This window comes from Pseudomonas sp. KH_024_B2 (genome assembly GCF_057839965.1).
Window position 1 is genome coordinate 3534936 of the sequence record NZ_CM174502.1, and the last position, 15065, is coordinate 3550000.

At 59.3% G+C, this 15065-nt stretch carries 12 protein-coding genes and 2 rRNA genes (1 of these 14 only partly in view); 7 read left to right on the forward strand and 7 right to left on the reverse strand.

Annotation, left to right across the window (positions count from 1 at the left end; translation table 11 throughout):
• Window positions 1–43: 43 nt before the first annotated feature.
• Window positions 44–1330: a cystathionine gamma-synthase family protein gene (locus tag AC3I0A_RS16365; RefSeq protein ID WP_489373120.1), complete on the reverse strand. Its 1287-nt coding sequence runs from the start codon at window positions 1328–1330 to the stop codon at window positions 44–46.
• Between the two features lie 387 nt (window positions 1331–1717).
• Window positions 1718–3088 (reverse strand): OprD family porin, encoded by a 1371-nt coding sequence (locus tag AC3I0A_RS16370; RefSeq protein ID WP_489373122.1) that lies wholly within the window; start codon window positions 3086–3088, stop codon window positions 1718–1720.
• 1457 nt (window positions 3089–4545) lie between these two features.
• On the opposite strand from AC3I0A_RS16370, the gene AC3I0A_RS16375 reads away from it, so the two are divergent.
• From AC3I0A_RS16375 to AC3I0A_RS16400, 6 genes are all read left to right on the forward strand, one after another.
• Window positions 4546–5112 carry a methyl-accepting chemotaxis protein gene (locus AC3I0A_RS16375; protein WP_489378518.1) on the forward strand — a complete coding sequence of 189 codons (567 nt, stop codon included), beginning with the start codon at window positions 4546–4548 and terminating at the stop codon, window positions 5110–5112.
• Window positions 5109–5756, forward strand: coding sequence for a hypothetical protein (locus AC3I0A_RS16380; protein ID WP_489373123.1), 648 nt, complete (start codon window positions 5109–5111; stop codon window positions 5754–5756). The genes AC3I0A_RS16375 and AC3I0A_RS16380 overlap by 4 nt, the downstream gene beginning before the upstream one ends.
• Window positions 5757–6111: 355 nt before the next feature.
• Window positions 6112–7398, forward strand: a complete 1287-nt coding sequence (locus tag AC3I0A_RS16385; RefSeq protein WP_489373125.1) for a CmpA/NrtA family ABC transporter substrate-binding protein — start codon at window positions 6112–6114, stop codon at window positions 7396–7398.
• A gap of 15 nt (window positions 7399–7413) precedes the next feature.
• Window positions 7414–8265, forward strand: a complete 852-nt coding sequence (gene ntrB, locus AC3I0A_RS16390) for a nitrate ABC transporter permease (RefSeq protein ID WP_489373126.1) — start codon at window positions 7414–7416, stop codon at window positions 8263–8265.
• A gap of 65 nt (window positions 8266–8330) precedes the next feature.
• Entirely contained in the window at window positions 8331–9122 is a 792-nt protein-coding gene (locus AC3I0A_RS16395) for an ABC transporter ATP-binding protein (RefSeq protein WP_489373128.1), read from the forward strand.
• Window positions 9123–9279: 157 nt separating this feature from the next.
• On the forward strand, window positions 9280–9864 hold the full coding sequence (locus AC3I0A_RS16400; protein WP_489373129.1) for a chorismate mutase: 585 nt from the start codon (window positions 9280–9282) through the stop codon (window positions 9862–9864).
• A gap of 60 nt (window positions 9865–9924) precedes the next feature.
• On the opposite strand, the gene mqo is transcribed toward AC3I0A_RS16400, so the two are convergent.
• From mqo to AC3I0A_RS16415, 3 genes are all read right to left on the reverse strand, one after another.
• Window positions 9925–11574: a malate dehydrogenase (quinone) gene (gene mqo / locus AC3I0A_RS16405; protein WP_489378519.1), complete on the reverse strand. Its 1650-nt coding sequence runs from the start codon at window positions 11572–11574 to the stop codon at window positions 9925–9927.
• Window positions 11575–11983: 409 nt separating this feature from the next.
• On the reverse strand, window positions 11984–12418 hold the full coding sequence (locus AC3I0A_RS16410) for a GFA family protein (RefSeq protein WP_489373130.1): 435 nt from the start codon (window positions 12416–12418) through the stop codon (window positions 11984–11986).
• Between the two features lie 72 nt (window positions 12419–12490).
• Entirely contained in the window at window positions 12491–13432 is a 942-nt protein-coding gene (locus AC3I0A_RS16415; protein ID WP_489373132.1) for a carbon-nitrogen hydrolase family protein, read from the reverse strand.
• Between the two features lie 104 nt (window positions 13433–13536).
• Between AC3I0A_RS16415 and AC3I0A_RS16420 the strand changes: the two genes are divergently transcribed.
• Window positions 13537–14220 carry a winged helix-turn-helix transcriptional regulator gene (locus AC3I0A_RS16420; RefSeq protein ID WP_489373133.1) on the forward strand — a complete coding sequence of 228 codons (684 nt, stop codon included), beginning with the start codon at window positions 13537–13539 and terminating at the stop codon, window positions 14218–14220.
• Between the two features lie 75 nt (window positions 14221–14295).
• Here AC3I0A_RS16420 and rrf read toward each other — a convergent pair.
• Together rrf and AC3I0A_RS16430 are read right to left on the reverse strand one after the other, a co-directional pair.
• Window positions 14296–14411: ribosomal RNA gene (gene rrf, locus AC3I0A_RS16425) — 5S ribosomal RNA — on the reverse strand.
• Window positions 14412–14557: 146 nt separating this feature from the next.
• Window positions 14558–15065 (reverse strand): 23S ribosomal RNA (locus AC3I0A_RS16430); it runs 2384 nt beyond the window's last position.

The following is a 15065-nucleotide window of genomic DNA, read 5'->3' on the forward strand; positions in this document are numbered from 1 at the left end:
TGCCTCACAGGCTGCCTTGTCGTGAGGTATTAACAGCTGAATGTCAGGTTGCTACCTCAGTGCAAGATTCATTCAATAGGGGTTTGGTTATTGACATTGATTGTTCGAGCAATGAACTTCTGACCCACGCAAAAGCCTGTTTCAAATCGTCAAGCAGATCATCGGTGTCTTCAATGCCAACAGAAATACGTACCAGACCTTCCGAAATACCCAGGGCCAAACGCTCTTCCAGGGTATTTTCCACATGACTGGTTGTTCTGGCTGGCCCATAGATGGTTTCAACCGCACCGAGATTCCCGGCACAGTGGGCATAACGTAACCGCGGCAACAACACTTTGATCGTGTCCATACCGCCCGCCAGAACAAAACTGACGATGGCGCCGAACCCGCACATTTGCGCGCAGGCCACGTCGTGGTTCGGGTGATTGGGCAAACCCGGATAGTTCACCGACTCCACCAACGGTTCAGTACTCAGAAACTCTGCCAGGGCGCGGGCACTTTGTTGTTGCTGGCGCATGCGCAATACCAGTGTCTTCATTCCACGAATGATCATATAGGCCGAGAACGGATCGAGCGTGGCACCGTTGATTTCCCGATAATGACGAACTTTATTCATCAACGGCTCGGTCCCGCAGACCAGCCCGCCAAGCACATCGCCATGGCCACTGAGGAATTTGGTCGCGCTGTGAACAACCACATCCACTCCAAGCGCCAACGGATTCTGATTCAAAGGCGTGGCAAAGGTATTGTCGGCGACTACCAGGGCACCAACGCGCTTGGCCGCGGCAACCAGTCGTTTGATATCGACTATTTTCAGCGTTGGATTGGTGGGCGTTTCCAGGTAAAGAAGGTCACAGCCTTTGGCGATTTCCTGCTCGATTTCCTTATGATCGAAGGTTTCACACAAGGCGACACTCACACCCATGCGCGGGAGGAACTCTTCAAAAATCTTGTTGGTGCCACCATAACTGTCCTTGGTTGAGACAACCCGACTGCCATTAGCAAGGAAGGTATAAAGCACACCGCTGATCGCGGCCATGCCACTGCTGAAAGCCACAGCAGATTCTGCGTGTTCAAGTTCGCAGATTTTCGCCTCGAGGGTCGCAACAGTCGGGTTGCTCATACGGCTATAAATAAAACCTGGAGCCTTGCCCAACGCAACGTCATACCATTCATCAATATCGTCATAAGCGTACGCGGCGCTGACCACTATGGGGGTTTGCGTGGCGTTATAAGGGTGCCTGACTTGCTCGCCACCCCAGACAACTTTTGTCCCGATCCCAGCGCTCTCACGCTTCGCGACTTCCACGATATCAGGTTGTTTTTTCATTAACTCTACCCGCAGTGAATGATGACGTATATTTGCCAGAGTGCTTGTCCTGGCCGCCAATATAGTCAAAAGCCATACGCTGTAGAAACGATGATATCGTGGCCTAAGGGCCGCTTTTTTTAATGGCTCTTGATGCGCAGTGGACGCTCGCAGTAGTTCGCACAGATATACAAATTGGCGGGACGCACCCTGCATGGCGCATCAAAGAAACGCCGGCGCATAATGGCTAATGCCAGTCAGTTAAGGTGCGGAACCTGTGGGAGCGAGCTTGCTCGCGATAGCGGTTGATCATTCAGCATCAATATCGACTGGCCCGCCGCAATCGCGAGCAAGCTCGCTCCCACATAGGTTGTGCTTAACTGACTGTTTCCCTGGACGGGATGCAGGCTAGAGCAATGGCAAGGTATAGCTGACGATCAGGCGGTTTTCATCCTGATCGCGTTGGGTCGGCGTACCTGACCCCGAGGCCGGCAACTCGCTGCGCAGCGAAGCATTCTTCCAGGTGAAACCGAGGCCCTTGAGGGTGCCATTGGGAATCACGTAGGCCAGGGTAATATCGCGCTCCCACTCGCCCTGGTTACCGCTGCGGACCTTGATATTGTCGCCGTTCAGATAGACCGTGTTGAAGGTCAGGCCCGGCACGCCCACTTGGGCGAAGTCGAAGGCGTAACGCACCTGCCAGGTGCGCTCGCCAGCGCGCTGGAATTTAGCGATCTGCGAGTCGGTGATCAGATAGGCCGAAGCACCTTCGCCATCCCCCCGATTGAGGAACGGGAAGTCACTGTCGCCATTCAGCGCCTGGTAGCCGGCACCGAAGCTGTGGCCATACACCGTGTAGGTAAACAAGCCGCTATAGGCGCGGTTGTCCACTTCGCCCTTGGTCACGCCGTTACCGTAGTAGCCACTGCTGAGGTAGCCGTCGGCACGGCCCGCGGCGCTGCCGTTCTTGCCATCGGAATCGCTGTTGAAGAAGCGCAGGTCAGTCTTCAGTACACCCGGGCCGATCGCCCAGTTGTGCAGCAAGCCAAGGAAGTGCTGCTGGTAGAAGTCTTCCAGGTTGCCGTAGTAGTACTGCAGCGTCAGGTCTTTGCTCAGTTTGTAGTCGCCACCCGCGTAATAGAACTTGTTGCTGTCACGCGCCGAAGCGCTGCTGCCGTTGGCGCCAGCGATGCTCAGGCTGCGCTCGTTGGTGGAGTTACGACCCTTGGAGTGCTCCAGCTGCCCACCGATCAAGGTCAGGTTCTTGATTTCCGTCGAGGCCACCTGGGCACCCTCGAAGGTCACCGGCAGCAGACGGCCATCGTTGTAGACCACCACCGGTAGCTTGGGCTGCAGCGTACCGTAGCGAAACTCGGTGTTCGACACTTTGGCCTTGGCGGTCAAGCCCAGGCTGCTGAAGTCATCTACCGCCGAGCCATCGCTGTCCGAGGGAAAGACGGTACCGGCTCGCTGCGAGCTCGACTCGAAGTGCTTGGCCTTGCTGCTGTCCAGGCGCACGCCAAGCAAACCCAGCGCATCCACACCGAAACCGACGGTGCCCTGTGTAAAGCCCGAGCTGTAGTTGAGCAGGAAGCCTTGGCCCCATTCTTCCTGCCTGGACGGCTTTGCAGTGCCTTCGCGGTTATCGGTGTTGATGTAGAAGTTGCGCAGCGTCAGGCTGGCCTTGCTGTCCTCGATGAAACCAGCCGCTAGCGCCTGTTGCGTCAGCGCGCAAAGGGTGCTTGTTGCTACGGCCAAAGCCAAGGGAGAGGTCTTCATTTGTACTGCTCCAAATATGTTGACTCTTATGGTCCTGATTGAAAGCCTTGATCAAAGCTTCACAGGTAGTGTTTGGTCTCCCTGACTCGTAATAATTAGTGGTGACGTCGAGGGAGATTCCGCCCCTCGGTCAAAGCCCGTCCCGGGTTCTCCCTGGCATGCCCGGTGCTGGAAAAAACGCAAAAAAAAAGGCGCCCGAAGCTGTAAAGCTTCAGGCGCCTTTGCCTGTTATTCCCCTGCTATTCATATAGGAGATGAGATGTCGCCAGACAACACAGCCCGGCACACCTGTCCTGTGCCCTCAGGCACGTTGTGATCGGCGTTGACCACCAGGACGGCCAACCACTGGATTCAGGGTCGGTTGAGCAAGCCATAGCAGATAGCATGCCAGGTCGTTTCTGGTGAGCTGAGTCAGGAATCGATCGATGGGGCTTGCAACATCTGGAGAGGCTGGCGGATGGGCGAGACACCCGCCTTATCGGACTCCTTTGAAATAGCCTTCATTGCGAGGCGACAGAACCCCGCTCCTGATTGGCTCGAACCAGAACAGCGCACTGCGCCTCAGCCATTCCCGCGACTGGTGCGTTAATCGTCATTTCTGCCTTCGAAGCTATAGCCATCGAATGGAATCCCCCCTTCACTGCGTAGGCGACAGGCTGACGAGCTGTCGACAGCAAAGGCTGGCAAACAACTTGCTTGGCTTTCATCAGGTTTGAGCCATCAACGACGGTGGCTGCGCAAACATCACGGGCAACGGCGTCCGCTCCCCTCCACATCGTGGAAGGTGGGCGTACGCCGTTTTTGCTTTCATCCCGGCACAAAAGGAAACCCTCATGCCTGCTCAAGGAATGCTTCCCTCGAGTCATGCCATCGCGGCTCTGCACAGCGATGTCGGCAAGCCACGCCCTGCTGGCACCGCACTCAGGGCATTGTTCGAACCCGGTATGGCCCTGCTCGAGCGCAGCAGGATCGGCCTCTGGTTACCGCTCGGATTGGCCCTCGGTGCCTGCGGTCTCGCGCTGGCCGAACACCCCGCAAGCGCGCTGACCCTGATACCCGGCGTCCTCTATCTGGGCTGCGCCTGGCACCTGCGCGAGCGCCATCAACACCATCTACAGACATTCTGGGACAGCGAACTGGCACGGCTGCTACGCAACTCCCGGGATGCCGACCCAGCGACGCTACTGGTGGCCGCCAGCATGCAGCTGCGCAACAGCGAGCGTTTGCGCAGCGAAGTACAGTTCGCCAGCCGTGCCCTTGAGCAGATGGCCCAGCGGGCCCGCGACCAGGGTGAGGAACAGAGCCAACGGATCGCCATGATCGCTGCCGCCAGCGAACAGATCGATCAGACCCTGCACAGCATCGATGCTCTGGCCCAAGGTGCTTTGGCAGCTTTTGCCGACGCCCATGCCCAGAGCGATGCCGGTTGTCTGGAGGCGCGCTCGGTGGGTGGCAACATGCGCGCCATTCAGCACAGTCTGGGCAATACCGCACACGCCGTGGAAGCGTTACTGCAGCGCACGACCGCAGTGGAAAACACCGTCAGTAGCATCCAGGCACTGGCCAAACAGACTCAGTTGCTGGCACTCAACGCCTCCATCGAGGCTGCCCGCGCGGGCGAGCACGGTCGCGGTTTCGCCGTGGTCGCCGAGGAGGTCCGCAGCCTGGCCCAGGCCACCGACCGGGCGACTCACGAAATCACCACGGCCGCGACGGCGATCGCCACGGCCGTGCGTCAGGTGGATGGCGAGGTCAAAGAACACCGCGACCTGCTGCAAGCCGGCAGCCAACAGAGCGAGCACCTCGCCGCCAACCTCGACGACCTGGCTCGACGCAGCCAGACCAATCTGCAGCACCTCGGCGCCATGCAACAGGCGCTCAGCGAGCACCAACAAGCCAATCATGCCCTCAGCGAACAGTTGCAACAGGTCAATGGGGCCGTCCAGGAACAGAGCACGCAGACCAATGCGCTGCACGACCTGACCCGTTATCTCAACCAGCTCACCGTCGGAGGCCGCCCATGAACCTGACACTCGCCGCAGCACTCGATGGCGGGCAACCCCGACCCACCAACCTGCCACAGAGTGACGCTGGCCTGAGGCAGGCTCTCTTGCTGGGCCTCGACCTGCTGCAAGGTCTACAGCAGCATCGCGGTCTCGGCGGACAGATCACCCGCGAGGCACAACAACGTTGCCAGGCACTGGGTCACTCGCTTGACCAACGCTGGAGGGAGTGGCCGTACTCCGCACAGTGCCAGTCCTGGAACGCATTACGCCGCGAGCCTGCGGATTTCGATGGCCATTGCCGGTTGCTGCAAGACCTGCTCGGTGCCATCCAGCACCTCGAACTGCAGCGCTGTGCGCTCATTCTGCAGCCGCCGAGCATCGCCGAGCGCTGCTGGGAGCTTGAAGACCTGGGGCGACTGCGCGGCCTGTCGGTGCGCGCCGCCGCCCATCGAAGTTGCCCGCTGGAAATGCTGATTCAATTGCAGTACCTGCACGAACGCTTGCTCAGGCATGCCCCCCGTTCGCTGCACAATGCTCTGGAACGGCTGCAACGCTGCCTGATCGGTACCACGACAGTGTCCATCTCCCCGGCGGAGTGCTACGCCCTGCTCACCCCATTGCTCGACGAACGCCTCGACGCTATCCGCCGGGATCTGGGCTGAGGTTTATCTCCATTCGACTTCGCAGCGGTGCGCAGGAGAACCGTTTTAGTTCACCTCGCACCTAAGTTGCCCAGAAAACGATCAGTGTTTCGCTCCCCCTGGCTCTACGCCCCCCTTCGATATCTTTTTAGAAGACCTCACAAAACCACTTCAAGCCTTTGTTCTGATTGGTTTTTATCGCATAAAAAAACTCGGACATAAACCTGGCAAGCCCTTTGCAATGCTGTCTTACAGAATCAAGCAGCACACCAATGGCGGCGTGCAGCACTTCCGGACAACGGCGTCCGTCAGGCCCCTCTATCGAGGGTGCCTGGCGCACGCCGTTTTTGTTTGCCCCTCAAAAAAGGATGTGGTTATGACTGATGAGCGTGACTCGAAACATCCGGTGCACCCTGGCCGGCGCACCTTCCTGAAGCAATCCCTGGTGGCGGCAGGCACTGTCGCCGGGATCACCGCCCTCGATCTGGCCGCGCCGGGCTTGCTGCGCAGTGCGGTCTGGGCCGCCGGCAGCGATGCGCCGGAGAAAGCTGCGCTGAAGGTCGGTTTCATTCCGCTCACTGACTGCGCATCAGTCGTGGTGGCGGCAACCCAGGGTTTCGGCGAGAAATACGGTCTCACTATCACTCCGAGCAAAGAGGCATCCTGGGCCGGCGTGCGCGACAAACTGCTCAACGGCGAACTGGATGCTGCCCATGTGCTCTACGGCCTGATCTATGGCGTGCAACTGGGCATCGGCGGGCCGCAGAAAGATATGGCCATGCTCATGGGGCTGAACCAGAACGGCCAGGCGATTACTCTCTCCAAACAGTTGCAGCAAGCGGGCGTGACCAATGGCGAACAACTGGCAGCCAAGGTCAAGCAAGGCGGCACCCCACTGACCTTCGCCCAGACATTCCCCACCGGCACCCATGCCATGTGGCTCAACTACTGGCTTGCCAGCCTCGGCATTAACCCACTGAGCGACGTGAAAACCATCGTGGTGCCGCCGCCACAGATGGTTGCCAACATGCGCGTGGGCAACATGGATGGGTTCTGCGTCGGCGAGCCCTGGGGAGCCCGGGCGATCTCCGACAACATCGGCTTCACCGCCCTCACCACCCAGAAACTCTGGCCGGACCATCCGGAAAAAATCCTTGGCACCACCCGTGCCTTCGTCGAGCAATACCCCAATACCGCCCGGGCGCTGACCATGGCGGTGCTCGACGCCAGCCGGTTCATCGAGGCCAGTGAGCAGAACAAGAAAAGCACCGCCCAACTGATCGCCGGCAAGGCCTACGTGAATGCGCCCGTCGAAGTGATCGAGCAACGCTTCCTCGGCCACTACGAGGACGGCCTGGGCAACAAATGGACGGACGAGCATGCGATGGCCTTCTGCAAGGACGGCAGCGTCAACTATCCCTACCTGTCGGATGGCATGTGGTTCCTCACTCAGTTCCGCCGTTGGGGACTGCTCAAGGAAGACGTGGACTACGCCGGAGTGGCCAAGTCCATCAACCAGACCAAGCTCTACGGCGAAGCCGCCAGCCAGCTGGGTCTGGCCATACCGGGCAGTCCGCTGCGCAGTAGCACCCTGATCGACGGCAAGGTCTGGGACGGCTCCAATCCGGCCGCCTATGCCAACTCCTTTGCCATCAAAGCCTGACCGGAGTAACTCACTATGAACGCACCCCTCAAGTTGTCAGCGCCGCCCACCGCTACGGCGAATACCCAGCCAGAGCGACGCTCCCCCCTCCTGAGCGGGTTGCGTCAGCGCGCCAGGGATGGCATTGCCCCGTTATTGGGTATCGCCCTGTTTATCGCCGTCTGGGCGTTGATAGCGGCGCGTAGCGAGGGCCTGCCCGGCCCGCTGGCGACCTGGTATTCGGCCCTGGAGCTGTTCAGCGAGCCGTTCTACGACAAGGGTCCGAACGACATGGGCATCGGCTGGAACGTGCTGGCCTCCCTTGGCCGGGTCGGCATCGGCTTCGGCCTCGCCGCCCTGCTCGGTATCCCGCTGGGCTTCGCCATCGGCCGCTTCGCCTTCCTCGGCGGCATGTTCGCGCCGATCATCAGCCTGCTGCGTCCGGTCTCGCCGCTGGCCTGGTTGCCGATCGGCCTGCTGGTGTTCAAGGCCGCCGGCCCGGCATCGATCTGGGTGATTTTCATCAGCTCGATCTGGCCGATCATCCTCAACACCGCCGCAGGGGTCGCCAGCGTGCCGCAGGATTACTTGAACGTCGCACGGGTGCTCAAGCTCAGCGAGTGGAAGGTGTTCACCCATATCCTGTTTCCTTCGGTGCTGCCGCATCTGATGACCGGTATTCGCCTGTCCATCGGCGTGGCCTGGCTGGTGATCGTCGCCGCAGAAATGCTCACTGGCGGTGTCGGTCTGGGCTTCTGGGTGTGGGACGAATGGAACAACCTCAACGTCGAGCACATTCTCATCGCCATCATCATCGTCGGTCTGGTCGGCCTGCTGCTCGAGCAGGGCCTGCTGTGGATCGCCAAACGTTTTGACTACACCAACTGAACCGACACGCGCGCGGGTGTTTGGGTTGCCCGCACCTGACGCTTACCCGATGCAGGAGAACCGATATGACGAAATTCGTCGAGCTGACCCAGGTCAGCAAACACTTCGATACCAGGAAAGGCCGCTTCCAGGCCCTGAGCAACGTCAACCTGAGCGTCGCTCGTGGCGAGTTTGTCTCGTTGATCGGCCATTCCGGCTGTGGCAAATCCACCGTGCTGAACCTGATCGCCGGTCTGCTTGAAGCCAATGGAGGCGGGTTGATCTGCAACGGTCGCGAGATCGACGGCCCCGGCCCTGAACGCGCAGTGGTGTTTCAGAACCACAGCCTGTTGCCCTGGTTGACGTGCTTCGGCAACGTGCATCTGGCCGTGGAGAAGGTATTTGGCAAACGCGAAAACAAGGCCGCGCTGAAGGCGCGTACCGAGGCGGCGCTGGCAATGGTCGGTCTTGAGCATGCCATGCACAAGCACCCCAACGAAATTTCCGGAGGCATGAAGCAGCGTGTCGGCATCGCCCGCGCGCTGGCCATGGAGCCGAAAATACTGCTGATGGACGAACCCTTCGGCGCGCTCGACGCCCTCACCCGTGCGCACCTTCAGGACGAGCTGCTGCGTATCGTGGCAGCCACTCAGAGCACCGTGGTGATGGTCACCCATGATGTCGATGAGGCCGTGCTGCTCTCCGACCGCATCGTGATGATGACCAATGGGCCGGCGGCCACCGTCGGCGAGATCCTCAGTGTTGACCTGGCAAAACCGCGCAACCGCCTGGTACTGGCCAACGACCCCGAGTACCACCGCTATCGCACGACGGTCCTGGAGTTTCTCTACCATCGCCAGCAAATGCCGGCGGCTTGAGAACAGGGTTCGAGGAAGCTCTTGGCAAGAGGTGCGAGTAAAGTCAGGAAAGCAGCCATCAAAACTGAACAAGGCGTCCTTCGAGAGACTGTTTGTAGCTGTCGAGTGAACAGTGGTTTACTCGGGTGCAACAATCACCACGGAAGAGTTTTTGTCTATGTTCAATCCGCCACGTTTACCGCAGCTGTTGTTGAGTTGCGCCGCACTCGGCTTGCTCGCCTGCAGCGCACAGGCCAGTGCGCTCTCCTCGGCAGCCACTACCTTGCAACCGCTGCTGGTGACCTTGAATGAACGGCTGAATATTGGTGATCTCGTGGCCCTGACCAAATGGGACAGTGGCAAACCTGTCCAGGACAGTGCCCGAGAAGCACAAGTCATCGCCAATGCCAGGAAGCTGGCCGTTGAGCGGAACCTGGACCCGGAAGAGGTGGGGCAGTTGTTCGCAGCCCAGATGGAAGCCAACAAACTGGTGCAATACGGGCTGCTGGCCAAATGGCAAGCCGCCGGCGCGGCGCCTGAGACCCCACGCCCGGACCTGACCAATCAAATCAGGCCACGCCTGGATGAGCTGCAAAACCGACTATTGCAGCAATACGCCGACTTCACGCCGTATCGCAATGATCCGCACTGTCGGAACTGGCTAGCCCAGATACGCGCTCGCCTGGCCAAGGACCGCTTGCATGAACTGGCGCTGATACGCGCCACCGGGGAATTGTGTGCTGCCGATCAACCGCCCGCTTGAGACCATTGCGGTGCACAAAGCGTAGTCGCCCCACCAAACAGTGTTTGGCGGGGCTTCGTTTTACAGGGCCATATCAGCCGATGGATTACTCTCGATCTGCGGTTTCACCTGACCTGCAGCCGGATTTTGCGGAGCAACGGTCTGGTCGATCGCGGGCGGTGGAGTCAGCTGGAGGACTTCACTGGTATACGCCCATTCCTGGGATACGCGCTCAGGACTATCGTTGAGCTTGGTACCGTAGCTCGGAACGATCTGGTGCAGTTTTTCCTGCCAGGCAGGGGTTGCAACCTTGTCCTTGAACACTTTCTCAAGCACGCTCAGCATGATCGGAGCCGCGGTGGACGCACCTGGCGATGCACCCAGCAAGCCTGCAATGCTGCCGTCCTGGGAGCTGACGATCTCGGTGCCCAGCTTCAGGACGCCGCCGTTCGCTTCATCGCGCTTGATGATCTGAACGCGCTGACCTGCTTGCCACAGGCGCCAGTCTTCTTGCTTGGCGTTAGGGAAGTATTCCTTCAGGGCGTTGAGGCGATCTTCATCCGACAGCATCAGCTGGCCAGCGAGGTACTCGACCAGCGGGTACTCCTTGATGCCGACCTTGGTCATAGGCCAGATGTTGTGCGTGGTGGTGGTGGTGAGCAGGTCCAGGTACGAACCTTCTTTCAGGAACTTCGTGGAGAAGGTCGCGAACGGGCCAAACAGGATCACGCGCTTGCCATCCAGCACGCGGGTATCCAGGTGAGGAACCGACATCGGCGGTGCGCCGACTGAAGCCTTGCCATAAGCCTTCGCCAAATGCTGCTCGGCGATTGCCGGGTTTTCGGTGACCAGGAAGGAGCCGCCTACAGGGAAACCTGCATATTCTTTTGCTTCAGGAATGCCCGACTTCTGCAGCAGATGCAGTGCACCACCGCCCGCGCCAATGAACAGGAATTTGGCGTCGGTCTGGGTTTCGGTGCCGTCTTTCAGGTTCTTGTAAGCGACGCGCCAGGTGCCATCTTCATTGCGCGTGATGTCTTGCACTTCGCTCGACAGCTTCAGGGAGAAGTTCTTCCGGGTTTGAAGATGCCCGACGAACTGACGAGTGATCTCGCCGAAGTTGACGTCCGTACCGAGTGGGCTCCAGGTAGCCGCGACCTTTTGATCCGGGTCACGTCCTTCCATCATCAGCGGAACCCATTTCTTGATCTGCGCCGGATCTTCCGAGTACTGCATGCCGCGGAACAGAGGGCTCACCTGAAGAGCCTCATAGCGCTTCTTCAAGAACTTGATATTGTCATCGCCCCACACAAAGCTCATGTGCGGTGTGGAGTTGATGAACGAATGGGGGTTCTTCAAGACATTGTTCTTGACCTGCCACGCCCAGAATTGACGCGAGATCTGGAAGGCCTCGTTGATTTCGATGGCCTTGGGGATCTCGACCTTGCCATTCTTGTCTTCTGGCGTGTAGTTCAACTCAGCCAAGGCAGAGTGGCCGGTACCGGCGTTGTTCCAACCGTTCGAGCTTTCCTCGGCGACGCCATCGAGGCGTTCAACCATCTCCATCGACCAGTCGGGCTCGAGCTCATTGAGCCAGACGCCCAAGGTCGAACTCATGATGCCGCCGCCGATGAGCAGCACATCGACTTTTTTTGCCTCAGCCGCATGCAAGGGCGCAAGTCCCAACAACATGGCCAGGCCCAGTAGCACCGTGTTCATCTTCTTCAAAATACTGTAACCCCTATGATAGAACGCCATCCGCCCCATCCTTAATCATGAGCAACCCTGGCTCACGGAAGGTATCCGCATGCCATGGATTCGCGCATCAGAAGGATTGGAGGGTGGGCACACAAGGCCGATGACACTATCGACCTCACTTTTATATCCCTCCTGCGCTGACTTCTTATTCATTATTGGCTTCAGCTACTTGAGTGACTTGCTTCTGTTGGTGAGTCATCGGACGCAGGAAATGAGCAGGTCCTGCCGCTCACTAAAATCAAGCTCTTCGCGATTCCTTCGACGCCTGGCAGGACAGGTATGCTCGATGGCACCTGTCGTGCTCGAAGGCCCTTTCCAGCATCCAGACTGCGGCATTCTACCTCAGGTCACCCAAATCGACGAACTTGAGGTCGCGGCAGCGCTATTCGTCTTCGCTGATGCCCGATCCCCCTAATTCCTTGGGGACATCCTTCAGTTTGGGCAAGCCATCTTTGATGCGCAGCACGGTCTCCTGATAGTGGACGTGAACGCCTGGCGAGTACGCGAGATCCGGGATGACCGCGCAATACACGTCGATGAGCCCCATCCCCGGGTGTTCGGTGAAGATGTGCCCACCGCAAGTCTTGCACCACTTGCGGTAACTCTGCGGCGTCTTGTTGTATGTGCCGATGTTGTCAGCACCCCGAGTCACTTGTACCGCCTCGGGTTTCCACAGCGTGAAGGCATTGATCGGCCCTGCAGACCAATGCCGACACGACTCGCAATGGCAATAGCCCATCGCGGCCGGCTCGCCGCTGACTGTGAACTCGACTGCGCCGCAAAAACAGCTGCCCTTGTAAGACCGTTCAATGCTCATGGAATGACTCCTTGACCCATTGTCAGGCGATACCGCCGGACATGGCATGGATCGCCTGAACGTTGCCTGCCTTCACTCGTCGATGTAGCGCACCGCTGGCGCCGGCGTGCGCCGCACCTGCAGTTCGAAAATGTCAGGGCGCGCGTAGTGCCCGGTGACGTCTAGCGTCCGCCGCGCTGGCGCCACGAGTGTGACGTCGATGTCCGCATACAGAATGCCTGCCTCTCGGTGTAACGGGCCGGCCACGAGCCGGCCTTGGGGATCGACCACCACCGAGTCGCCGTCGTTGATCCATTCGTCCGGATCGGGAAACAGCTGCGTACGAGCCGGGAAGTCGTCGGGGATGTCGCTGCCGCGCAGTAAGGTGCCGCTGCCGAGCACCCAACAGCGGCCTTCGAGTGCAATGTGGCGCATCGTGCTGATCCAGCCATCGCCACTGTCGTACGTGGGTGCGACGTAGATCTCCACCCCTTGGGCATACAGTGCATAGCGTGCCAGCGGCATGTAGTTTTCCCAGCAGATGAGCGTACCCACGCGGCCGACCGGTGTATCGACCGTGCGCAACCCGGTTGCATCACCGAAGCCATGCACCATGCGCTCGGGATTGGTTGGCATCAGCTTGCGGTGTCGGTTGAGCACTTCGCCGTTCGGGCCGATAACGACTACGCTGTTGTAGAGCGTGCCGCCGCCATGGCGCCGGTCGCATTCATTGATGCCGCAGACGATCGTCACGGCATGAACTCTGGCGGCCTCGCACAATTGGCTCAGGTCACCGTTCGCGATATCGACGGCGTTGGCCAGCAGCCGCGCATGCAACTGGCCCATTAAAGCCCCGTCCCTTCCCGCCGCCAGCCGCCAGATCCATGACGGGTAACCTGGAATGAACTGTTCGGGCAAAACGATCAGCGCGGCTCCCGCCGCCGCAGCCTCAGCGACCGATTGCACGGCCCGGGCGATCGTCGCGCTGCGATCGAGCAGCACTGGCGGGCGCTGAATGATGGCAATCATCGTCATGGTGTTCTCCTGTGGCGGTTGGCTTTCGAAGGCCTCAGCGTGCGCGCGACGAAGTCGCGAGGCTAGTTCAGAATCTGAAGCGTTGCAGTTGCGGAGTCCAGGCGATGGAAGATAGCTACGGTCAGTTCTGCACGGTCGCGCGCGGTGCTGAAGCACTGTGCGAGCGCTGGACACCTTTGGTCGTGCGCGAGCTGCTGTGCGGCAGTAAGCGCTTCAATGAACTGCACCGCGGCGTACCACGGATGTCCACCAGCCTGCTGGCACAGCGGCTGCGCCATTTGGAAGATATCGGTGTCGTGCATCGCACGGCCGCAGGCAAAGTCTGGGAGTACAGCCTGACCGAGGCGGGCGAGGATTTGCGCCCCATCATCATGGCGCTCGGCCATTGGGGCGCGCGCTGGATCGGCAGTCGCCTTCGCGATAACGAACTCGACGCGGGCCTGCTCATGTGGGACGTGCGCCGGTTCGCGCGCATCGAGGAGTTCCCGTCCCGACCGGTGGTCATCCACTTCAGGTTCCGCGACGCTCGGTCCGGCGAGCAAGCGTGGTGGCTCGTGGTCGAACAGGGTGTGGCAGATCTGTGCCGCGACGACCCCGGACGCGAACTGACGCTCGTCGTGGACTCTAGCGTGCGCGCGTTGACCGAGGTGTGGACTGGCGACCGCACACCGCGGGAGGTCCTTCAGTCGCGAGAGCTGCGTGTAGACGGCGCAGTGCAGGATGCGCAAAGCTTGTGGCGCTGGCTTGGCACGAGTGCGTTCGCCGGTACCCGGAGCGCTGCACTCTAGCCCTGGCGCCGGCTTTTTCTCCCGCCAAAAACAAAACCCCTACCTGCATACGCAGATAGGGGTTTCGGAATTTAATCTTGACGATGACCTACTCTCACATGGGGAAACCCCACACTACCATCGGCGATGCATCGTTTCACTGCTGAGTTCGGGATGGGATCAGGTGGTTCCAATGCTCTATGGTCGTCAAGAAATTCGGTAGCCGGCTCGTTTACTCAGTTGAGTTCACGCTCCAGCGAATGGGTATGTAATAGATTTGTGTGTTGCGAACTTTCGACTGTTGCGTCTTCACACACACCGCAATCTGGCCTTTCGACGCAAATTGCTTGGGTGTTATATGGTCAAGCCTCACGGGCAATTAGTATTGGTTAGCTCAACGCCTCACAGCGCTTACACACCCAACCTATCAACGTCGTAGTCTTCGACGGCCCTTCAGGGGACTCAAGGTCCCAGTGAGATCTCATCTTGAGGCTAGTTTCCCGCTTAGATGCTTTCAGCGGTTATCTATTCCGAACATAGCTACCCGGCAATGCCACTGGCGTGACAACCGGAACACCAGAGGTTCGTCCACTCCGGTCCTCTCGTACTAGGAGCAGCCCCTCTCAAATCTCAAACGTCCACGGCAGATAGGGACCGAACTGTCTCACGACGTTCTAAACCCAGCTCGCGTACCACTTTAAATGGCGAACAGCCATACCCTTGGGACCGGCTTCAGCCCCAGGATGTGATGAGCCGACATCGAGGTGCCAAACACCGCCGTCGATATGAACTCTTGGGCGGTATCAGCCTGTTATCCCCGGAGTACCTTTTATCCGTTGAGCGATGGCCCTTCCATACAGAACCAC

What these genes read in the sequence shown, in the direction of transcription:
- AC3I0A_RS16365 (WP_489373120.1), bottom strand. Translation starts at nt 1,330, where the DNA reads ATGAAAAAACAACCTGATATCGTGGAAGTCGCGAAGCGTGAGAGCGCT.
- AC3I0A_RS16370 (WP_489373122.1), bottom strand. Translation starts at nt 3,088, where the DNA reads ATGAAGACCTCTCCCTTGGCTTTGGCCGTAGCAACAAGCACCCTTTGC.
- AC3I0A_RS16375 (WP_489378518.1), top strand. Translation starts at nt 4,546, where the DNA reads ATGCGCGCCATTCAGCACAGTCTGGGCAATACCGCACACGCCGTGGAA.
- AC3I0A_RS16380 (WP_489373123.1), top strand. Translation starts at nt 5,109, where the DNA reads ATGAACCTGACACTCGCCGCAGCACTCGATGGCGGGCAACCCCGACCC.
- AC3I0A_RS16385 (WP_489373125.1), top strand. Translation starts at nt 6,112, where the DNA reads ATGACTGATGAGCGTGACTCGAAACATCCGGTGCACCCTGGCCGGCGC.
- ntrB (WP_489373126.1), top strand. Translation starts at nt 7,414, where the DNA reads ATGAACGCACCCCTCAAGTTGTCAGCGCCGCCCACCGCTACGGCGAAT.
- AC3I0A_RS16395 (WP_489373128.1), top strand. Translation starts at nt 8,331, where the DNA reads ATGACGAAATTCGTCGAGCTGACCCAGGTCAGCAAACACTTCGATACC.
- AC3I0A_RS16400 (WP_489373129.1), top strand. Translation starts at nt 9,280, where the DNA reads ATGTTCAATCCGCCACGTTTACCGCAGCTGTTGTTGAGTTGCGCCGCA.
- AC3I0A_RS16410 (WP_489373130.1), bottom strand. Translation starts at nt 12,418, where the DNA reads ATGAGCATTGAACGGTCTTACAAGGGCAGCTGTTTTTGCGGCGCAGTC.
- AC3I0A_RS16415 (WP_489373132.1), bottom strand. Translation starts at nt 13,432, where the DNA reads ATGACGATGATTGCCATCATTCAGCGCCCGCCAGTGCTGCTCGATCGC.
- AC3I0A_RS16420 (WP_489373133.1), top strand. Translation starts at nt 13,537, where the DNA reads ATGGAAGATAGCTACGGTCAGTTCTGCACGGTCGCGCGCGGTGCTGAA.